Annotated in this window: 18 protein-coding genes and 1 other annotated feature (1 of these 19 cut by a window edge); of the genes, 9 read left to right on the top strand and 9 right to left on the bottom strand. The window is 38.3% G+C overall.

Annotated elements, in window-relative coordinates:
* Positions 1–206, top strand: a binding site (T-box leader); it begins 17 nt to the left of the window's first position.
* A 99-nt stretch (positions 207–305) separates the two neighbouring features.
* The 8 genes from trpD (at position 306) to NSU19_RS10950 (ending at position 6,365) form a co-directional block, all read left to right on the top strand.
* Complete coding sequence (gene trpD, locus NSU19_RS10915) at positions 306–1,343, top strand: anthranilate phosphoribosyltransferase (RefSeq protein ID WP_339196480.1); 1,038 nt, start codon at positions 306–308, stop codon at positions 1,341–1,343.
* Positions 1,340–2,128 (top strand): indole-3-glycerol phosphate synthase TrpC, encoded by a 789-nt coding sequence (gene trpC, locus NSU19_RS10920; protein WP_339196482.1) that lies wholly within the window; start codon positions 1,340–1,342, stop codon positions 2,126–2,128. Before trpD ends, trpC begins: the two co-directional genes overlap by 4 nt.
* A complete protein-coding gene (locus NSU19_RS10925; RefSeq protein ID WP_339196484.1) occupies positions 2,129–2,479 on the top strand; it encodes a hypothetical protein in 351 nt (116 codons plus the stop codon).
* A gap of 8 nt (positions 2,480–2,487) precedes the next feature.
* Positions 2,488–2,736, top strand: a complete 249-nt coding sequence (locus NSU19_RS10930) for a hypothetical protein (protein ID WP_339196486.1) — start codon at positions 2,488–2,490, stop codon at positions 2,734–2,736.
* A gap of 71 nt (positions 2,737–2,807) precedes the next feature.
* On the top strand, positions 2,808–4,019 hold the full coding sequence (gene trpB, locus NSU19_RS10935) for a tryptophan synthase subunit beta (RefSeq protein ID WP_339196488.1): 1,212 nt from the start codon (positions 2,808–2,810) through the stop codon (positions 4,017–4,019).
* Positions 3,994–4,725, top strand: a complete 732-nt coding sequence (gene trpA / locus NSU19_RS10940) for a tryptophan synthase subunit alpha (protein WP_339196490.1) — start codon at positions 3,994–3,996, stop codon at positions 4,723–4,725. The genes trpB (NSU19_RS10935) and trpA overlap by 26 nt, the downstream gene beginning before the upstream one ends.
* An 85-nt stretch (positions 4,726–4,810) precedes the next feature.
* Positions 4,811–5,974 carry a tryptophan synthase subunit beta gene (gene trpB, locus NSU19_RS10945; protein WP_339196492.1) on the top strand — a complete coding sequence of 388 codons (1,164 nt, stop codon included), beginning with the start codon at positions 4,811–4,813 and terminating at the stop codon, positions 5,972–5,974.
* A gap of 85 nt (positions 5,975–6,059) precedes the next feature.
* A complete protein-coding gene (locus NSU19_RS10950) occupies positions 6,060–6,365 on the top strand; it encodes a chorismate mutase (protein ID WP_339196494.1) in 306 nt (101 codons plus the stop codon).
* Here the strand turns inward: NSU19_RS10950 and NSU19_RS10955 are convergent.
* The 4 genes from NSU19_RS10955 to NSU19_RS10970 form a co-directional block, all read right to left on the bottom strand.
* Positions 6,328–7,689, bottom strand: a complete 1,362-nt coding sequence (locus tag NSU19_RS10955; protein WP_087960047.1) for a transposase — start codon at positions 7,687–7,689, stop codon at positions 6,328–6,330. The genes NSU19_RS10950 and NSU19_RS10955 overlap by 38 nt on opposite strands.
* Before the next feature lie 313 nt (positions 7,690–8,002).
* Positions 8,003–10,885 carry a GLUG motif-containing protein gene (locus tag NSU19_RS10960; protein WP_339196496.1) on the bottom strand — a complete coding sequence of 961 codons (2,883 nt, stop codon included), beginning with the start codon at positions 10,883–10,885 and terminating at the stop codon, positions 8,003–8,005.
* 85 nt (positions 10,886–10,970) lie between these two features.
* Positions 10,971–12,230, bottom strand: a complete 1,260-nt coding sequence (ltrA, locus tag NSU19_RS10965) for a group II intron reverse transcriptase/maturase (protein ID WP_094245397.1) — start codon at positions 12,228–12,230, stop codon at positions 10,971–10,973.
* 485 nt (positions 12,231–12,715) lie between these two features.
* The gene (locus tag NSU19_RS10970) at positions 12,716–13,054 is read right to left on the bottom strand and encodes a hypothetical protein (RefSeq protein WP_339196498.1); all 339 of its coding nucleotides are present in this window, start codon (positions 13,052–13,054) and stop codon (positions 12,716–12,718) included.
* Positions 13,055–13,618: 564 nt separating this feature from the next.
* Between NSU19_RS10970 and NSU19_RS10975 the strand changes: the two genes are divergently transcribed.
* Positions 13,619–16,198, top strand: coding sequence for a LuxR C-terminal-related transcriptional regulator (locus NSU19_RS10975; RefSeq protein ID WP_339196500.1), 2,580 nt, complete (start codon positions 13,619–13,621; stop codon positions 16,196–16,198).
* Between the two features lie 241 nt (positions 16,199–16,439).
* Here the strand turns inward: NSU19_RS10975 and NSU19_RS10980 are convergent, their stop codons facing one another.
* From NSU19_RS10980 to NSU19_RS11000, 5 genes are all read right to left on the bottom strand, one after another.
* Positions 16,440–16,622 (bottom strand): YfhD family protein, encoded by a 183-nt coding sequence (locus NSU19_RS10980; RefSeq protein WP_063386722.1) that lies wholly within the window; start codon positions 16,620–16,622, stop codon positions 16,440–16,442.
* Between the two features lie 103 nt (positions 16,623–16,725).
* Positions 16,726–16,854: a YfhE family protein gene (locus NSU19_RS10985; RefSeq protein ID WP_339196502.1), complete on the bottom strand. Its 129-nt coding sequence runs from the start codon at positions 16,852–16,854 to the stop codon at positions 16,726–16,728.
* Positions 16,855–16,937: 83 nt separating this feature from the next.
* Complete coding sequence (locus tag NSU19_RS10990; RefSeq protein ID WP_339196504.1) at positions 16,938–19,250, bottom strand: DNA translocase FtsK; 2,313 nt, start codon at positions 19,248–19,250, stop codon at positions 16,938–16,940.
* Between the two features lie 135 nt (positions 19,251–19,385).
* Positions 19,386–19,604 carry a YlzJ-like family protein gene (locus NSU19_RS10995; RefSeq protein WP_066246452.1) on the bottom strand — a complete coding sequence of 73 codons (219 nt, stop codon included), beginning with the start codon at positions 19,602–19,604 and terminating at the stop codon, positions 19,386–19,388.
* Positions 19,601–20,335, bottom strand: coding sequence for a ClpP family protease (locus tag NSU19_RS11000; protein ID WP_066246454.1), 735 nt, complete (start codon positions 20,333–20,335; stop codon positions 19,601–19,603). Before NSU19_RS11000 ends, NSU19_RS10995 begins: the two co-directional genes overlap by 4 nt.
* Positions 20,336–20,396 lie beyond the last annotated feature (61 nt).

Raw genomic sequence — 20,396 nt, forward strand, 5'->3', positions numbered from 1 at the left:
GAATAGTAGCGATTTTGTACGCTTTAGAGAGCTAGTGGGTGGTGTAAACTAGTGCGAAAGAATCGTGAATGGGCCTTACGAGAGCGACTAGCGCAAGTTAGTTGACGGATTCCCTCGTTATCGGGAAGTGTCAATAGTAGACACACCAAGGTGGAAGTTTTTACAACTTCAACAGAGGTGGCAACGCGGTAAATACCGTCCTCTACAAGGAAAATGAAATTCCTTGTAGGGGACTTTTTTATTTGTCTGCAAATCCTCGGCTTTACCACTCAACTTCAAATTATAACAATTTGGAGGAATGAATGATGACACTTCAACCGTTTATTACACGAGTAAATAATAATGAATATTTATCTTTCGATGACATGTTACAAGCAGCAAAACTTGTTTTTAATGAAACTACACCTAAAGATGAAATTGCCCAGTTTCTTGTTGCATTAAGTCAAAAAGGTGAAACAGCAGAAGAAATTGCAGCATTAGCTACTGTCATGAAAGCAAACTCTTTAAATGTTGCCGTTCCAGAAGGAGTATATATGGACAATTGTGGAACAGGTGGAGACGGTTTAAAAAGCTTCAATATTAGTACCGCTTCCGCTTTTATCCTTTCATCTTGCGGTATAAAAGTTGCAAAACACGGTAATCGAAAAATCTCAAGTAGCTCTGGTAGTGCTGACGTTTTAGACGCTTTAGGTATTCCTGCAAGTCTATCTATTGATCAATCTGTCAATCTAATTAAACAACATGGAATTACCTTTTTATTCGCTCCAAGCGTTCATCCAAAATTAAAACGAATTGGAGAAGTTCGCCGTGCTATTGGAAAACCAACAATCTTTAATCTAGTAGGACCATTAACAAACCCTGTTAATATTGAAAGACAACTTGTTGGCATAAACCGCCCAGCACTTGTGATGCAGTATGCAGAAGTACTTAAACTTTTAGGAAGAAAACGTGCTATTGTCGTTTCAGGTTCAAAAGGAATGGATGAAGCTTCTTTAAATAATGAAAATACTTTTGCATTACTCCATGACGGAGAAGTAATTCCTTTTTCCATTGACATTACTCAACTTGGATTTTCTGAAACTCCAGTTGAAGATTTACGTGGTGGTACACCTGAAGAAAATGCAGAAATTTTACGAAACTTATTAAAAGGAAAACAAAGTCCATATTTCGATGCTGTTTTACTGAATGCGGCAATCGCCCTTTTCGCATATGGCAAAGTGGAAAATGTAAAAGATGGTGTAGAATTGGCACGTGAAACAGTACATTCTGGCAAAGCTTACGAAAAACTCGAAGCTGTTTCTAATTTCTGTCAATCAATTTCTAAGGAGAATATTGCGCTATGACAATTTTACAAAACATAATTGATTACAAAAAAACGTTAATCCCTTCATTACTTGAAAAAAAACCGAATTTTAATATACAGCCGAAAAAACGACCTTCTTTATATGAAGTTTTGCGCAAAGCAAACCAATTACAAATTATTGCTGAAATGAAAAGAGCTTCCCCTTCTAAAGGACTAATCAATACAGATGTTGATCCGATTGAGCAAGCTCGTAAATACGAAAAAGCTGGTGCAGCTTGTATTTCCGTATTAACAGAAGATAAATTTTTCAAAGGTTCTTTTGAAGATTTAGCGCAAATTGCAAACAACGTGGATATTCCTCTTTTAAATAAGGATTTCATCATTCATGAAGTCCAAATTGATTATGCCAAAGCAAGTGGTGCATCGGTCATTTTACTTATCGTTGCCGCTTTAACTGATGAACAACTAAAGTCTTTATACGATTACGCAACAAAAGAAGGATTAGACGTTTTAGTAGAAGTCCATAACGAAGAAGAAGTAGAAAGAGCTTTAGCGATCAAACCAAAAATTATAGGTGTCAATAATCGAGATTTAAAAACATTCCATGTAGATTTAATCCAAACGGAAAAACTAGCCAATCGAATTTTACAATTTGAAGATATTATCTTTATTAGTGAAAGTGGCATTTGGGAAGAAAAGGATGCCGAGCGTGTTGCCAAAGCTGGTGCCCGTGCCATTTTAGTCGGTGAATCGTTAATGAAAAGTGACAATGTGGAAGAAGCAATTCAATCTTTCCAAGTCCCTCTTCCAAAGGTTGTGAAGTAATTGGTCAAAGTAAAAATTTGCGGAATTAAAGAAGTCGAACATGTAAAAGCTTGTGTGGAAGCCGGAGCCACTTGGATTGGCTTCATGTTTGCAGAAAGTAAAAGAAAAATCACAATTGAACAAGCAAAAGAATTAGCTCAACATGTACCACCTCATGTAAAAACAGTTGGTGTTTTCGTCAATCCAACTGCTAAACAAGTTCAGGAAGCCGTTGAAAAAGTAGGGCTTAATTATGTTCAATATCATGGCAATGAAGAGCCATCCTTCATTGAATCACTTGGCTACCCTTCCATCAAAGCTTTTTCCGTTCGAAGCTATGAAGATGTTGAAAAGCGAGAAATTATAACGTAGATTACTATTTGTTCGACTCACCAGGCACTAAATTTGCAGGTGGTAGTGGAAAAATTTTCGACTGGACACTACTCGATCAATTATCCATCCCAAAAGAAAAAGTCATTTTAGCTGGTGGATTAAATCCAAACAACGTAAAAGATGCCGTTGAACGAGTAAAGCCTTTCGGTGTTGATGTATCGAGCGGTGTTGAACAAAATGGGCGGAAAAATAGCGAATTAATTAAACAATTTATACACATTTCTTCAAAACTATAGACAATTAAAATTAGACACATGCATTGGAAACTATTATATTAGTTCCTCGCTACAAACAAAGGAGTGACATTATGACGACTGCACAAAAAGGACGTTTCGGCCGCTTCGGTGGTCAATTCGTACCTGAAACATTAATGAGTGCTTTACAAGAACTTGAAGAAACTTATGACCAATTAAAAGATGACCCTTCTTTTAAAGAAGAGTTGAACTACTATTTAACAAATTACGTTGGTCGCACTACCCCACTTTATTTTGCTGAACGTCTCACTGAATATTCAGGTGGTGCAAAAATTTACTTAAAACGTGAAGACTTAAACCACACTGGCGCCCACAAAATTAATAACGCTTTAGGGCAAGCACTTCTTGCAAAACGAATGGGGAAAAAGAAAATCGTCGCAGAAACTGGTGCCGGTCAACATGGTGTTGCAACAGCTACAGCTTGCGCCCTACTTAACTTAGAATGTATCGTTTACATGGGTGCTGAAGACGTAAAACGACAAGCTTTAAACGTTTTCCGTATGGAACTTCTTGGTACAAAAGTTGTTGCGGTTGAACACGGCTCTGCTACGTTAAAAGATGCAGTAAATGAAGCGTTACGTCACTGGGTAACACACATTGAAGATACCCACTATATTTTAGGTTCAGCCCTTGGTCCTCATCCTTTCCCTACTATCGTTCGAGATTTCCAACGAGTAATCGGGGATGAAACGAAACAGCAAATTTTAGAAGTTGAAAACCGTCTACCTGATGCAGTTGTCGCATGTATCGGTGGCGGTAGCAACGCAATCGGAATGTTTTATCCATTTGTAGAAGATACATCCGTAAAACTAATCGGCGTGGAAGCAGCTGGTGCAGGCATTAGTACAGGGAAACATGCCGCGGCTATTCAAGGTGGAAAAACAGGCGTATTGCATGGTGCTTACATGTATTTATTACAAGACGAAAACGGCTTTGTCCAAGAAGCCCATTCCATTTCTGCAGGATTAGACTATCCTGGTGTAGGTCCAGAACATTGCTATTTATACGAAACAAAACGAGCTACTTACGAAACAGTAACAGATGCAGAAGCACTAGAAGGAGTAAAATTACTTTGTAAAACAGAAGGTATTCTCCCTGCTTTAGAAAGTGCTCATGCCATTTATTACGCTTCTAACTTAGCAAAAACAATGTCAAAAGATGATATCATCGTCGTATGCTTATCAGGTAGAGGCGATAAAGATGTTCATACAATTTCTGCTGCCCTTGGAGGTGACACTCATGAGTCAATTAACGAATGCAATTAATGAAGTCATTTCCCGTGGCGATAAAGGGTTCATCCCATACATTATGGCCGGTGACGGTGGACTAGATCAATTAAAAGAAACCATTTTAAAACTTCAACAACTTGGCGTAACTGCTATTGAAGTTGGAATTCCGTTTACTGATCCTGTAGCAGACGGACCAACAATTCAAAAAGCAGGAGAACGAGCTTTAGCAAATGGTACAACTTTACAAAAAGTTTTAACTACTTTGCGTACTTTCTCTGATGAAATCACAATTCCACTTGTTGCTATGACTTACTTAAATCCGATATTAGCTTACGGTGTTGAAAAGTTTGCCCAAGACGCATATGAAGCAGGTATCCGCGGTGTCATTATTCCAGATATGCCTCTTGAGGAATCAGACATCGTGCAACCGTCATTACGCGATTCTGGCATTAATCTTGTTCAACTCGTTACATTAACAAGTACAAAAGAACGAATTGAAAGATTAACAAAAGCTAGCGAAGGATTTATTTATGCAGTTACTGTCAACGGTATTACAGGCGCACGCTCTTCCTTTGAAGCATCACTGGAGGATCATTTTAAGCAAATTAAATCTTACACAGATTTACCAGTACTTGCAGGGTTTGGTATTTCGACACCTAATCACGTAAAATCTTTCAGTTCCTTTTGCGATGGAGTCATCGTTGGTAGTAAAATAGTAGATAGTTTATATCAAAATGATTGAGAAACCATTGAACAGTTAGTAAAAGCTTCTAAAGTAGCTACAATAAAATGAAAAATTAAATTTTTGTAAAAGGGGTTGCTAATTTATGAGTTTAGTATCAGTAAAAGATGGTTATTATGGACAATTCGGAGGTAGCTTTGTTCCTGAAGATGTACAAAACGTATTAAATATCTTAGCAGAACAATTTAAAAAATATAAAGACGATCCTGAATTCAACGAAGAATTAAGCTATTACTTAAAAGAATATGCAAGTCGCGAAACTCCACTTTATTTCGCTGAAAACTTAACAAAACAATTAGGTGGCGCAAAAATTTATTTAAAACGTGAGGATTTAAATCATACAGGTTCTCACAAATTAAACAACGTATTAGGCCAAATTTTACTTGCAAAACGTATGGGTGCAAAACGTGTCATTGCTGAAACTGGCGCTGGCCAACATGGTGTGGCAACAGCGACAGCGTGCGCTATGTTCGGTATGGAATGTACAATTTACATGGGTGCAAAAGATACGAAACGCCAAGCTTTAAACGTGTTCCGTATGGAATTACTTGGCGCAAAAGTAGTGGCAGTTGATAAAGGAAACGGTCTTTTAAAAGAAGCGGTAGACGAAGCTTTTGCAGACTTAGTACAAAACCATGAAAATACATTCTATTTACTAGGATCTGCTGTTGGCCCTACTCCATATCCTGAAATTGTAGAGCACTTCCAATCTGTCATTAGTAAAGAAAGTCGAGCACAACACTTAGAGAAAGAAGGCAAACTTCCAACAGCTGTTGTTGCGGCTGTTGGTGGCGGAAGTAATGCTGCTGGTGCATTTGCAAACTATATTGGGGATGAAAGCGTTCGTTTAATTGGTGTTGAACCTGCTGGTGCGGCATCGATTACAAAAGGTGTCCCTGCTGTATTACACGGCTTCAAAAGCTTAGTGTTACAAGATGAAGAAGGTAATTTACTTGGCACAAACTCCATCGCCGCTGGATTAGATTACCAAAGTGTAGGTCCATTACACGCATACCTTCACGAAACAGGTCGCGGAGAATACGTAACAGTAACAAATGAAGAAGTATTGGAAGCTTTCCAAATATTATCGAAAGTAGAAGGAATCATTCCAGCACTTGAAAGTTCTCATGCAGTAGCTCATGCAATAAAACTTGCACCAACTTTATCACCTGAAGATACAATTATCGTTAATATTTCTGGCCGTGGTGACAAAGACGTTGAGCAAGTATTTGAGATGTTGAAAAAGTAACCTACTTTATAGTCGGTCCTTTGTTACTACTTTAAAAAGTATCAAAGCACTTTCTCTTTTTAGTACTAATTTAAAGAGGTGCGTAATGATGACTGTAGAACTTAAAAGTTTAGAGGAAGTAAGAAATAAAATTGATGAAATTGATAGTAAAATCATTAAGTTAATTAGCGAAAGAGCTAACTTCGTTAAACAGGCAGCAAAATTTAAAAAAAATCAAGACGCAGTAAGAGCACCTAAACGAGTAGAAGAAGTAATTGAAAAAGTAAGAAACCTTGCAGTTAAAGAAAATTTAGATCCTAATATAGCTGAAGACGTATATCGAACGATGATTAATTGTTTTATTAATTACGAACTCAACTTTCGCACACAGAAATATTTAAGCATTGCTTGATATAATTAGGTATAGTGGCCAACCATTTATTCATTTGATTTTTAAAGATGTCCATGTTCAAAGAAACCTCGGCTTCCGCCAAAGTTTGGAAAAGGTCAATAAGTGATTGAAGGGCAGTAATAAAATCTATGTCTTTTACATCTTCGCAAAGGATGTAAAAAAGGTTGCCAATCGTCTTAGGATCCTCCTCTTTTCGCATTTGCCAAGCAATGAGAATATATCGTGTAAAAACAATGGTTGTATGGCTAATTAACATGTCGTAGGAACGTCCCTGGAATTCTTTCTCTAAATTTAAAAGGGATTTATTGCATTTGAAGAAGACTTCAATGTCCCAACGCATGCCGTAAATACGAATGATCTCTTCATTTTCTAATGTTGTATCTGTGCTGAGAATGGCAAGCCATTCGCTCCGTTTATTACGGTTTCGTACAAATAGAATTTTTACTGGAATTCCATTGTCTAAAGTAGCATAAACGGATCCGCGAATGTCTTTTTTACCCATGTGAGGTTTTGCCAATTTGTAAAGTTGATTCAGTGTGAAACGTTCACCATTGTAAACGTATCGCTGCTTTAATTGCTTCACCAAGCCAATGACAAATAACCCTTTGTTCGTAATCTTCTCAATTAAAGGCGCTTGTGTAAACCAGGAATCCATGAGAACATAGTCAGCTATAATCCCTTTTTCAAGCGCATGATCAAGTAAAGCTGAAGCCACGTCCGGTTTTGATTTCAGAGCTTCCTGGCGACGCTTATAGCCAGATGTTCGTTTATCAATATTGGTATTGATTTCTTGCAGGCGATTTTCCTTTTTCGGTGAACTTAGAAGAGCAAAATCAACGGGAATAAAAGTAAAACTATCGGTCCAGCCAAGGGTAAGCATTTGAAACCCTTTCAAGTACTGATGGGTAGAGTGATCAAAAACCTTAGCCAACAGTTCAACCGACTTACTACGGTTTCTTGAAAAGACAGAATCATCAATCACAAAAGCTGTGACACGATCTTTTGAAGTTAATGGTTGAAGCAGACGGATCATTTCACTGCTTAATGAAAGCAGAAACTTTCTCCAATGATAGGTTGGTGTATTTAAAAAGCGATAGACTGTATCCTTTCCGGGCAGATCCTGAGATCGTTTACTCATAAAAGCACGAAACCAGTTCTTATATTGGAAGACTAAAAGAAAAATCAGTTTGAAAACAGTAAGACAAGAATACCCGGAAAGTTTCGTAATATTCGCTTTTCTTAAATGATATCCAATATTTAATTCGGAAAATCCTTGTTTAATTTCTTTTGGTAATTGCGCAAAGTAGTCTTTATTCGTTATCATAGTGGTGACACCTTTCTTTTGGATTTGGTTTCGTCACCAATATTTTACCAAAAGAATAGGTGTCTTTCTTTATGTTTTAAAAAATGTCAAATGATAATTTTGTACTTCCCAAAACCATTTACATCAAGCATTTAAACAAGATTTTGGACTGCGAAAGCTGAGTTACGAACTAAACGAGTATTCAAAATCCACTAAATAATCCCTTCTTAACAAGGTTTATTTGAGAAGAAAAAAGAAGTGTTCATTTTCCGTTTTGAAAATGGCACTTCTTTTTTAGTTAAATTACTCCTATATAATACAGCGTTATTATGATTTATTGAGTATTTCGTTTCCTATTAAGAATGTATCCAAAAGCTCCAATTAAAATGAATGCTAGTCCTATTAAAAGCCAGTTCATATAGTGCATTGCAGTTTTAGGTAATATTGATGATTCTTCATTTGGCTCATTTTGTATTTCTTCTGTTGGTCCACTCCCTGGTTCTTCTATACTTGGTCGTATTTCTTCAAAATTAGCCGTAATTGTCACATCTTCTGCAGGGACCGTATAAATGAACGATGGTTCGTCGCTTACTTCTTTGCCGTTGATCGACCAATTGACGAAACGATAGCCTTCGTTTGGTGTTGCTTTTAAGATGATTTGACTACCATATTCGTACGTACCACCGCCACTCACTTTACCTGCTTTTGGATTATTCGCTTGAGCAGTTACTTTGAATGACAGGATTTCAAAGTTCGCGATGATTTCTACATCCTCTGCAGGAACCGTGTAAGTAAACGTTGGTTCGTCGCTTACTTCTTTGCCGTTAATCGTCCAATTCACAAAGCGATAGCCTTTATTTGGTGTCGCTGTTAAAGTAACGTTCTCGCCATATTCGTAAGTACCTTCGCCTGAAACAGTCCCACCTTCTGGATTGTTTAATTTCACGGCTACTTTGTATGATTGTTTTCCAAATCTTGCCATAATTTCGACGTTTTGAGCTGGAATCGTGTAAGTAAAAGTCGGCTCTGTACCTACTTCTATGCCTTCTACGGTCCAATTGATGAAACGATACCCTTTATTTGGTGTCGCTGTTAATGTAATGTTTTCTCCATATTGGTAAGTACCTTCTCCTGAAATCGAACCGCCTTCAGGATGATTTGATTTTACTGTTACTTTATAAGTTAATTTTTCAAAATGAGCTACAATTTCTGCGTCTGTTGCTTGGACAGTATACGTGAATTTTAGATTTTTACTTACTTCAGTACCATTGACAGTCCAATTGACAAAGCGATAGCCCTCATTTGGTGTGGCTTGTAATGAAATTTGGTCCTCAAAAAGATACTTTCCACTATTACCTGTGACTGTACCACCTTTTGGATCGTTTGCTTTCACCGTCACTTCATAATAGGATAGCTTCTCAAAGTTGGCGAGAATTTCAACGTCTTTTGCTTGGACAGTAAAAGTAAATGTTGGATTTTTACTTACTTCTTTACCGTCGACAGTCCAATTGACAAAGCGATAGCCCTCATTTGGTGTGGCTTGTAATGAAATTTGGTCCTCAAAAAGATACTTTCCACTATTACCTGTGACTGTACCACCTTTTGGATCGTTTGCTTTCACCGTCACTTCATAAGATTGTTTTTCAAAATACGCAATGATTTCTACATCCTGTGCTGGCATTTTATAAGTAAAGGTTGAATCGGTTATTTCAGTCGTACCATTGATGACCCATTTCACGAAGCGGTAGCCTTCTTTTGGCGTTGCCTGAAGTTCTATTTCCTCATCATATTCATAACTTCCACTTGCTCCTTTTGTAATCGTACCGCCATTTGGATCATTCACGTTTAAAGTAAGCATCTTGCTGATTTTCTTAAAATTCGCCACAATCGTAATATCTCCAGGTGAGATGGTGTATTGGACAGTTGGTTGGTGGTTCAACTCTACGTTGTCGATTGTCCAATTGACAAATTGATAGCCTGTGTTAGGTTGTGCCATCAAGTTCACTTCTGTTCCAGGCTCATATTGCCCTTGTCCTGTTAATGTACCGGCATTTGTAAAATTAGATTGCAAAGTTACCGTACTTTTTCTTGCAGCACCGATTCCCTCCGTTGTTTGTAATGTAGGATAACCACTTTTATCCATCTTCCATATATGATTAAAATCCCATCCTAAAGCTACATAGGTTTGTTGATTTTGCGCTTCTTCTATACTAATGTCTGTGCCGTTAACACCGTTAGGATTTGTAATATTAAGTATCATATCTTTTAAGGCATAAATATTTGAGAAATTTGGATAATTAGAATCATACTTACCGATGACTTCACCAATATAGATATCACCTTTTACATTTAGATTTATTTGTGCATTTAAAGCGAAGGAATTTAAAGTCTCTCCATTTCCCAATTGCCCAATTAATCCACCGATATGGACTATCCCTGTTACATCTCCTTTTGCGTAAGTTTTTGTTATTTTACTAAATGATCTTCCAACTAATCCACCAACATCAACATCGCCATCTACATCCCCGGTGGCATAGCTGTTTGTGATACTGCCACCACTAGTCTCTCCCACCAATCCACCTATATATGTACCACCTGTTACTTTTCCAGTGGCGAAAGTATTTTCAATTGTGCCTCCAACATTTCCTCCTATTAGTCCACCGACAGATCTTCTTCCTGATACATCCCCTGTCGCATAGGCATTTGTGATTTGCCCATTTGTATTCTGGCCTACTAAACCACCAATATACCATTTGCCATTTACATTTCCTGTGGCAGTGGAGTTTTTAATTGTGCCGTTTTCACTTTTTCCGATTAATCCCCCAACATTGTTTCCAATACCTTGAACATCTTTTGTCGCAGAAGCATTTTCAATTGTTCCGCCATTATGATATCCGATTAGCCCGCCGACATTTTCTGCGCCTTCTACAGTTACTTTGGATAGCAGGAATGTAATATTTCCACTGTTATATCCAACTAGCCCGCCGACAGAATTTTTTCCTTTTACGGTTCCTTCAGCGAGAGAATTTTCAATGGTACCTTGGTTGTATCCAACGATTGCCCCGACATTCTCTTTATCGCTGGTGTTTATATTGACATTTTTTAAGATGACAAATTTAATGACGGCATTTGAATCGGTTGCGCCAAACAAGCCGATGTCGTTTGTCGGGGATTGTTGAATGGTTAAATTGGATATCGTAAATCCGTTTCCATTCAATGTTCCCGTAAATCGAGTAGGAGGGGGTGACTAACCCCCGACCTCTCACACCACCGTACGTACCGTTCGGTATACGGCGGTTCAATTAAGTATGACGTAGTGCTTGATATCTTTCGAATAGACTTCTTAACCCTCGACGCTTCCAATAGGAGTTGTCGAGGGTTTTGTGTAGGATGGGACTGCAGGCAATCCGCCAATATTTCTTGCGTGTATTGCCCCATTCGAATGCTTTATGGCTTGGAACTTCTAATCCTCTGAGTTTCCGAATTCTTGTTTTCGGGGTTTTCCATTCTTTCCACAAACACATCCGAAGCCTTCGTCTAATCCATTCATCAAATTCTTTGAACTTACTTGGTGTTTCTGCCAAGGCAAAATATCCGCACCATCCCATTAAATACTTATTCAGTTTCTCAATCCTTTTCTCCATTGGATACGGTTTCGACCTTGATGTAATTTCACGGATCTTGTTCTTCAAACGTTTCACACTTTCGTTCGCAATCCGTACCTTTGGAGTCTTATTGAGTGTGAAGCTGAAACCGAGAAACTTCCGTTTCCAAGGACGGTCTACCGCCGATTTCTCTTTATTTACCTTGAGCTTTAACTCCTTCTCTATAAAGTTCGTAATGGAGTTCATGACACGAATTCCTGCTTTCTTTGTTTTCACATAGATGTTACAGTCATCCGCATACCGAACAAACTTATGTCCACGTTTCTCAAGCTCTTTATCCAATTCATGAAGCATGATGTTTGATAAAAGTGGACTAAGCGGGCCGCCTTGAGGCGTTCCCATGTCCGTTTCCATTACCACTCCATTGATCATCACGCCTGATTGAAGATACCGGCGAATTACCTTCAGTAGAATTCGATCTTTGATCGTTTTCGCCAAGATCCCCATCAGTTTGTCGTGATTCACCTTGTCAAAGAATTTCTCTAGGTCTATATCGACTACCCAACGATATCCTTCTTTGATATAACCCTTTGCTTCCCTAACCGCATCATGTCCCCTTCTACCTGGTCGGAAACCATAGCTATGGTTCGAGAAGGTCGGATCAAAGATTTTCGTCAACACTTGGGCAATCGCTTGTTGGATGAAACGATCCGTCACGGTAGGGATCCCTAGAAGTCTTACTCCACCGTTCGGTTTCGGGATTTCGACTCGACGGACGGGTAAGGGCTTGTAGGTTCCTTCTCTCAACGACTGTCGAATGGAGTCCCAATTTTCGTAGAGGTGTCTTCGTAGGTCTTTTACGGACATGCCATCTACTCCGTGACCTCCTTTATTCTGTTCGACTCGTTTCAGTGCCGCCAGGAGATTTTCCCGTGACAAAATCATTTCCATCAACATTGATATCCTCTCCACGTGAACGAATTCTTCTATTTGTGCCATCTTCTGCTCCACCCTCTTGAAGTCCCCCGTGGGATTCACCACTTCCTCCTTCAAGTAAGTCCTATCGGATTGTCTGCTTCCACACAGAAGATGAACGCCTAGCGATTCGTTCTCCTTAATTGTTCAGTCCTTCCTCTTTCGTCTCGAGCTCGAAAAGAGTACTATGACTTCTGCTGACTTCTGACTGTTCAGTTATCTATCACTAGATAGGTTACCAAGGTTACTTGGCGTGCCAGCCAGACCTCCCCGGGTAAGAGTGTAATCTTTCCTTCCATCCATCTGCTTCATTTACTCTGTATCACCTTCGGCAGAAAGGGCTTTGTTTTGTCTTGCAAACTCACCCAGTGATACCTAGCCTCATATGAAGTTCGTGTTCCTCAGACCGGAAGTTTGCCGCTCGCTTCCTTCAGATTCCGCGTCACCACGGACACCCTTGCGTTAAGCTAACTGCTACTTCTGCCTTCGCAGCTCGGGACTTTCACCCTATAGATTACACCCATGCCGGGCGCACAAGGAGCGGACTGGCTTCCTATTGGAACCCATTCTGATTCTAAATCCGATAAATCGATGTTTGCCGCTAACTTAAAATGCCTATCTAGATAATTTCTGACGTTGTCTAGCTGCTCGGCAGTTTTAATTAAATACGGGTCATTCGGATCGCCTGAGCCGCCAGCAAATTCAGCGGATTGTGCTTCGACAATCGGCAGCTGGTGCAGCAGGGTGAATATAACTAACAGAAAAGCTAGATTGGTAGATACAATTTTTGTGAAACGTTTTGACACGAAATATCTCTCCTTTTGCAAATCATTCGTAATTTTTTACACATGTTTGCATTAGTAAGTATGCCAGTCTAAAAGAAACTTTTAATTATATGTGGAAGTTGGTTATATACAATTGGTTGAAGCATTTGAGCAATTTTTCTATTAACGTGATGCATTTAAATATTATATATACTAGAATTTATTTGTTTGTAAATCGACCAAAAGGTTGAAGGACTGGGTGGAATTGATAGGGAGATGTTGGTAATAAAGGCGTTTTGACATGTAGAAAACCGTTTTCTTTTTTGTTTGTTTGTCGAATAATCTATGGACATTTATGTGTAATATAGCGAATATTCAAAATTGACTATTTTTAAACATAACTATAGTATAAATTGTGTAAGAAATTGTTATTATTTAGAGGTTTTGATCGAAATATGATGAATTGAATTTGTTCATTTTTTGTTCCACTGCTGTTGACATGCGTTTTGCACTAACTATGAGGTATTCTTAGTCTTAGTTAGTTTAATTTTGCAAAATGTGATAACGTTCTAAAAAAACAGAAGGGAATAAAAAGGGGTTAACGGAATGATCATTGAAACGAAACTTTTTGTCCCGAAAACAAGGGGGAAATTAATTGTCCGTTCCCACTTGAATCATCGTCTTAATGAAGGTCTTTACCGAAAACTTACTATAATAACTGCTCCTGCAGGGTACGGCAAGAGTACGTTACTCAGTGAATGGGTAACAACAATCGATGCACATATTGGATGGATATCTCTAGATGAAAGCGACAATAATCCGGCTCAGTTTTGGGCACATACCATTGGAGCGCTTAAACGAGCTAATCCATCATTTCGTGAAAAAGTTGAGAGGCATTCGATAGAAATAGATTTGTATGGAAATACGCACATTTTTAAGTTAATCAATCTTTTGCATCAATTTTCTGAACAAACGGTGTTGGTTTGGGATGACTTTCATGTTATTAAAGATCCATCCATTTTGGATGGATTGTCTTACTTACTAGAACGTATACCTGCACATGTTCATTTTTATATTGCCACTCGTAATCAACCTATTTTGCCGATATCCCGATTGCGCGTTGAAGGTAATCTCGTTGAACTGGTCGCAGATGATCTGCGGTTTGACATCGAAGAGACAAAAGCTTATTTTAACCAGTGCACTGAGTTGACTTTTAATAACATTGAACTGTTGGACATCTTTCAACGTACGGAAGGTTGGGCTGCCGGGATGCGGATGGCAGCTTTATCCATTGATAATAAATTAAACGGGACGAAGGTTGCTTTGGATATGTCAGGAAAGCAGCGTCATGTGGCTGATTATTTTTTTGAAGAGGTACTAAGCAAACAACCGAAGGACGTTCAACAGTTTTTAATGAAAACATCTATATTGGAACGAATGAATGCTTCCTTATGTGAAGCGATTACCAATGAAACGAATTCATCCACTATTTTGCACCAGCTAGAACGGGAAAACCTGTTTCTTGTGTCATTAGATAAAGACCGAGAGTGGTATCGTTATCATCACCTTTTCCAAGAGTTTTTGCACATGCAACTTCAATTGTCTAGTCCAGAACAAGTGAAAGCTTTGCATGAAACAGCAGGTCGATGGTTTGAGGAAAACGGTTTTCAACAAGAAGCTTTGGAACATTATTTGTCTAGCGGAAATTATGAACACGCCCTTCGTTTACTAGAAAGAATGCTCCCTCTTATGCCAAATTATGAATGGGCGGTTTTGCACCAGTGGCTGAATCGAATTCCGAATTCCGAGCTTTTTAATATACCGATATTTTTTTTAATGAATATTGCGTCTCTTTATTTAACAGGCTATATTTTTGAAGCAACAGAAAAATATTGTTGGGCAATCGATAAACTGGAAAATCATCCTAATTTACTTTCACAAAAAGATAAACAACATTATGGAGCAGGATTGGATTTCCTTGTGGCATTTCGCTCTTTTTTAGAAAAAGATTTTGAGTCTTTTGTAGAATATTCTAAAAGATATTTAGAGCAAGACCCTGACGGTGGGTTTCTTCCTGAATTCGGCATTGAACAAGACGGCTATCATCCGATTTGGGATATTTATTTAACATGTGAAAGTGAAAATCTTTATAAAACAGAAGAAACTTTGCGAATGTTATTAAACATGTGGGGGAAGACAAGACATACATTGTTTTTAGCTCATTTATGTTTAGATTACAGTGTTTTGTTATATGAACGAAACCGCTTGGAAGAAGCTGAATATTATACTCAAAAAGCTTTGGGGATTGGGAAAGAGTGTGACAATCTAAATTTTGTAGTGAAAGCTTCCTTAATGTTGGCGCAAATTGCTGCTTATAGTAACCGTAAACATAAAAGTGACCAAATCATTCATCAATTGATCATCGATGTGGAGCAAAGAAAAATTCTAAGACTATTAAAAGAAATTAAATTGTTCCAAATGCGAGATATGTTAAAAGATGGTGAATTAACTGCGGTGGTAAACTGGGCAAACGAAAATGGCTTTTCTGTATCGGATGAAATTTCCGTTGCGATGATTGAAGAATATGAGTTATTCGCTAGAATGTTATGGATGCAAGGACAAAAAACGGAAGCTATGAACTTGACAAATCGCTTGCTCACTCTTGTGGAAAAGGAAAGAAAACCTCGACACGTTATTCGTCTCACTATTTTGAAAAGTTTATTACTTGCTCAGCAAAATCAAATGCTTGAAAGTTTTCAAGTATTAGAAAATGCACTATCTTTTGCACTCCCCAATGGGTTTTTAAGAGTTTTTCTAGATGAAGGAATGCATTTAGAACAATTACTTAAACGATATGTTCAAGGAGTAAGAAACCACTATATTAATCGATCGAAACACGTTAATTTAGATGATGTGAAAAGATTGCTTGAAAAGATGTCAATGGAATGTTTTGTCAAATCATCAGAAGGAAATGCAAATTTAAGCGAGCATTTGTTAACCAATCAGCAAATGAAAGTTTTAAAACTGATGCAAGAAGGACTTTCGAATAAAGAAATGGCAGAAGAATTGGATGTTTCATTATCTACTGTCAAAACTCATATTAATCATTTATATCGTAAATTAGGAGTCCATAATCGTATGTTAGCTATTAAAAAAGCTCAGGAATTGAATTTGTTTTCCGAATAAAAAATCTAGTTTGAATTCAATTGTGAAAAAAATAAGCTGTAATACTAGAATTTAAACGAAATCTAGAAAAATAAACGTCTTGCAAATTGTTTTGAACTATAAAAATATGCTTGGGATGAAATCTTTACGAACCTATCAGAGATATCCTAAATTATGGAATAATAGTATCTAAAAAGACAACAGAAAATAAATTCTGTTGTCTTTCATCATTATTTTTCAGGCACAGCTTTTGAAACAACCTTTATGTTCTTTTCTGTTGCCTTTTGTCCGCTGCAGCAGAGCGAGCCAATGCTTGAAGATCGTCCTTGTCGGCAAGCTCTCTTGAAAATTCAATACTTTTGCCGTCTGACTTCAAATTTTTTGGCACTTGCGGCAGCTTAGCTTTGTTTTTATCACGCGCTTTTTGCTTATGTGCTCTTCCCATTTTGCGCACCTCCGCAAAGAGGGTGTAGACAGTTGCTTTCACAACATGTCCTATCCATTAGGGTGACATGTTCGGAGCATTTTATAATTGGCATTTTTATGCTTTAATGGCTTTCATGTTTTTCTGAAAAGCCTCCCGCTCTGTCAGCCATTTTAAACTCTCTCGAATAAGTGACTTCTTGGGCGCTGCTCAAACTGCTTTTTGCTTTTTTACGTTTCGCATCTTTTGCCATCCATCGATCTCTCACTTTCTAGTAAATGTAGTTTTAGTATGCCCGTTATTTAAATATTTTTTACATGAAAAACACGAAAATTTTTATGACAAACGTTCCTCCAGCTCTTCTTTAGAAATCAACACTTGGCGCGGCTTGCTTCCCTCATAAGGTCCGACTACCCCTCTCTCTTCCATGGCGTCAATTAATCTCGCAGCTCTTGAGTAGCCGATTCTAAATCTTCTTTGCAGCATGGATACACTTGCACTTTGCATGTCCACAACTAGTTGAACCGCTTCATTATATAATTCATCATCAACATCTCCATGATCCTCGGAATCTTCGTTTGGAATCATTTCTTCTTGATATTGCGCCTTTTGTTGTGAAATGACGTAATTCACGACTTTTTCCACTTCTTCATCTGATAAAAACGCTCCTTGAACACGAATCGGCTTTGATGATCCGACTGGCAAAAACAGCATATCTCCTCTTCCGAGCAGTTTCTCAGCTCCCCCCATATCCAAAATAGTGCGTGAATCGGTTTGGGAGGACACACTAAAGGCAATTCTCGATGGAATATTGGCTTTTATGACTCCTGTAATTACATCAACAGACGGACGTTGAGTCGCAATAATTAAATGAATGCCAGCAGCACGGGCCATTTGCGACAAGCGTGTAATCGAATCTTCTACATCAGAAGAAGCCACCATCATTAAATCAGCAAGCTCATCCACGATGACGACAATAAAAGGAAGCTCAGGCTGCTTCTCTTTTGACAGCGAATTTTGCCTTCTGATCATTTCATTATATCCTTCAATATTGCGCGTTCCAGTATGTGAAAACAGCTCGTATCTTCTTTCCATTTCATTTACTACTTTTTGCAATGCGAGCGACGCTTTTTTCGGATTTGTCACAACAGGAGCCAATAGATGCGGAATCCCATTGTAAACACTTAATTCGACCATTTTTGGATCGATCATCATCATTTTCACTTCATGAGGCTTCGCCCTCATCAAAATGCTTGTAATAATCCCGTTAATGCAGACGCTTTTTCCGCTGCCTGTTGCACCTGCGACAAGCAGATGCGGCATTTTGTTCAGTTCAGCCAGCACCGCTTCTCCAGTTATATCACGTCCTAAGCCGATCAGCAGCTTGGAATCAGGGCGATCGTTCATTTTGGATTCCAGCACCTCGCGCAATGACACCATCGCAATTTCTGAATTCGGCACCTCAATTCCAATTGCAGACTTTCCCGGAATCGGCGCTTCAATCCGAATATCTTTTGCTGCTAAAGCCAGCGCCAGGTCATCGCTTAAACTGACAATTTTGCTTACCTTCACCCCGACATCCGGGTACACTTCATATTTTGTTACAGCAGGCCCTAAATGTACTTGGGTAACCTTTGCCTTCACTCCAAAGCTTTGGAAAGTGCGCTCTAGTTTTCTCGCATTATCGTAAATATTCCGCTTATCGGCATGCTGACCGCTGTATTTTGGAAGAGACAGCAAATCAATCGGAGGCAATTTATAATCTTTGTTTTCTATCTCCTGAAAGGCGATCGGCTCATCCTTTTCTTCAAACGTAATTTGTTCCTGCTTTAAATTATTTTCGGGCTCTTTTTTATCATTTGTCATGATTTCCGGATGGTCTGTAAAACTGGAAATAATCGGTTCAGATGTATTTTCTTCTAAATGTTCATCTTCTTGTTCTTGATCGTCTTCAGCCTGAACCTTATTGGAGCGATGCTTCTTTTGCTTTTTCTTTTGTTTTTTTACTAAGGAAAATAAGTTCTTCATATCATCCACAAAGGCAAAAAATTGTTTTTTGAAAATCCGGCCGATGGACTCAACAATTTTGGAGAGGCTGTTTCCGAGTGATTTTCCGGAAATTAAGATGCAACCAATTATGATCAAGACAATGGAAATAATTCGAGTGCCCCCTGAAGAAAATAAATAGTATGATGCAGCAAAAAAAACGGCGCCGATCATTCCTCCTCCAAGATCTTGAGCGCTTGCCTCCCCGTTTAATTCCTTTAAATACATCTCCCAAGTATTCAATATAACGCTTGGAGAAGCAAAAACTCCTCCCTTTGACAAATTTTCAAACAGCTTCATATGGCTGAGAATTAAAATTGAGCCAACTATAAGATAGATCCCGAGCCATCTTCTCGTTAAAAAATGAGGGAATGTCTTTTTCCAAAATATATATATGGAAAACCATAATAATCCTAGCAAAAAGATAATAAACCATTCTCCAGCGAAGAACCGAAAAAAGGAGACAAGCGCTTTGCCAGCAAATCCAAATTCGCTTAAAGCGATTATCGACAATGATAATAGCAGAAGTCCCGCTATTTCAAATTTTAGTTTATTTTGCCAATCCGTTTTTCTCTTTTTTCGTTTTCTTTTCACTTTTGCCACTTTAATCCCACCTATGTATTATGTAAAACAAGAACGCAGCCACTATTTGGCTGCGAACGACTGTTTGTGTCCATATTATATCATACAAACTTGAATTTAGGTATGCTAGCAACGATGTTGTCTTTAAAAGGAATGTTAGCTTCGAAAAAAAGGTACTTTTTGACCGGGGAAAACAGATTCCAATAAATAATGGTTTGGATTGGTTGAAAGCACTCTGACGATTTGGCATTGATTTTCTCCCGTTTCTTCTATTAATAATGAAATGCCGTTCATCTCAATAATGTGCCTTTTTTGAAAAGCTTCTTGATCTGATGGAAAAATGAGCTCTTCAGGAACAGTCGTGTATAAAATCATTGAAGGATGTCCCCTCCTTTTCCATTCTTTCTTTCTAAAATAAGTTCGTTCAATTTTTTCATCGCGCTTCCTACACCACCTATTTCATCGATCAAGCCGTACTTAACCGCATCTTGACCGATAACATTTGTTCCAATATCCCTTGTTAAATTTCCTTTTGAAAACATCAGCTCTTTAAATTTATCTTCTGTAATATTGGAATGCTTTGTTACAAAACTAATAACCCGCTCCTGCATTTTATCAAGATATTCAAACGTTTGCGGAACACCAATGACCAAACCGGTTAACCTTATCGGGTGAATCGTCATCGTAGCCGTTTCCGCAATAAATGAATAATCGCATGACACAGCGATGGGCACACCGATAGAATGTCCGCCGCCAAGAACGATGGATACAGTCGGTTTCGTAAGCGAAGCAAGCATTTCAGCGATCGCAAGTCCTGCTTCAACATCGCCGCCGACAGTATTTAAAATGACGAGCAGTCCTTCTATTTTCATATTTTGTTCAATCGCCACAATTTGCGGAATGATATGTTCATATTTCGTTGTTTTATTTTGAGCAGGGAGCTGTATATGTCCTTCAATTTGACCGATAATGGTCAAACAATGAATGTTTGTTTCCTGATCCATTTGCGGAATGTTTGTTTGTCCTAACTGCTGAATTTTGTCAACTACATTTTCGCTTCCCTTTTCCACTGGCTGAACAGTCGGTTGATCAGCATTTCCGTTCATCCCAATCATCCTTTCTTCTTACCGTTATGATGTTAGTATGAACGGAATCCATTTTTTCATA

The sequence above is a fragment of the Aeribacillus sp. FSL k6-2211 genome, assembly GCF_037966125.1.
In the GTDB taxonomy this organism is placed as follows: domain Bacteria; phylum Bacillota; class Bacilli; order Bacillales; family Aeribacillaceae; genus Aeribacillus; species Aeribacillus composti.

Bases quoted from the DNA above. Each gene is read 5' to 3' on its own strand.
- NSU19_RS10985 (WP_339196502.1), bottom strand. From the start codon at position 16,854: ATGGCAAAAGATGCGAAACGTAAAAAAGCAAAAAGCAGTTTGAGCAGC.
- trpC (WP_339196482.1), top strand. From the start codon at position 1,340: ATGACAATTTTACAAAACATAATTGATTACAAAAAAACGTTAATCCCT.
- trpD (WP_339196480.1), top strand. From the start codon at position 306: ATGACACTTCAACCGTTTATTACACGAGTAAATAATAATGAATATTTA.
- NSU19_RS10980 (WP_063386722.1), bottom strand. From the start codon at position 16,622: ATGGGAAGAGCACATAAGCAAAAAGCGCGTGATAAAAACAAAGCTAAG.
- NSU19_RS10950 (WP_339196494.1), top strand. From the start codon at position 6,060: ATGATGACTGTAGAACTTAAAAGTTTAGAGGAAGTAAGAAATAAAATT.
- trpB (WP_339196488.1), top strand. From the start codon at position 2,808: ATGACGACTGCACAAAAAGGACGTTTCGGCCGCTTCGGTGGTCAATTC.
- ltrA (WP_094245397.1), bottom strand. From the start codon at position 12,230: ATGTTGATGGAAATGATTTTGTCACGGGAAAATCTCCTGGCGGCACTG.
- trpA (WP_339196490.1), top strand. From the start codon at position 3,994: ATGAGTCAATTAACGAATGCAATTAATGAAGTCATTTCCCGTGGCGAT.
- trpB (WP_339196492.1), top strand. From the start codon at position 4,811: ATGAGTTTAGTATCAGTAAAAGATGGTTATTATGGACAATTCGGAGGT.
- NSU19_RS10995 (WP_066246452.1), bottom strand. From the start codon at position 19,604: ATGATTTTATACACGACTGTTCCTGAAGAGCTCATTTTTCCATCAGAT.
- NSU19_RS11000 (WP_066246454.1), bottom strand. From the start codon at position 20,335: ATGAACGGAAATGCTGATCAACCGACTGTTCAGCCAGTGGAAAAGGGA.
- NSU19_RS10975 (WP_339196500.1), top strand. From the start codon at position 13,619: ATGATCATTGAAACGAAACTTTTTGTCCCGAAAACAAGGGGGAAATTA.
- NSU19_RS10955 (WP_087960047.1), bottom strand. From the start codon at position 7,689: ATGATAACGAATAAAGACTACTTTGCGCAATTACCAAAAGAAATTAAA.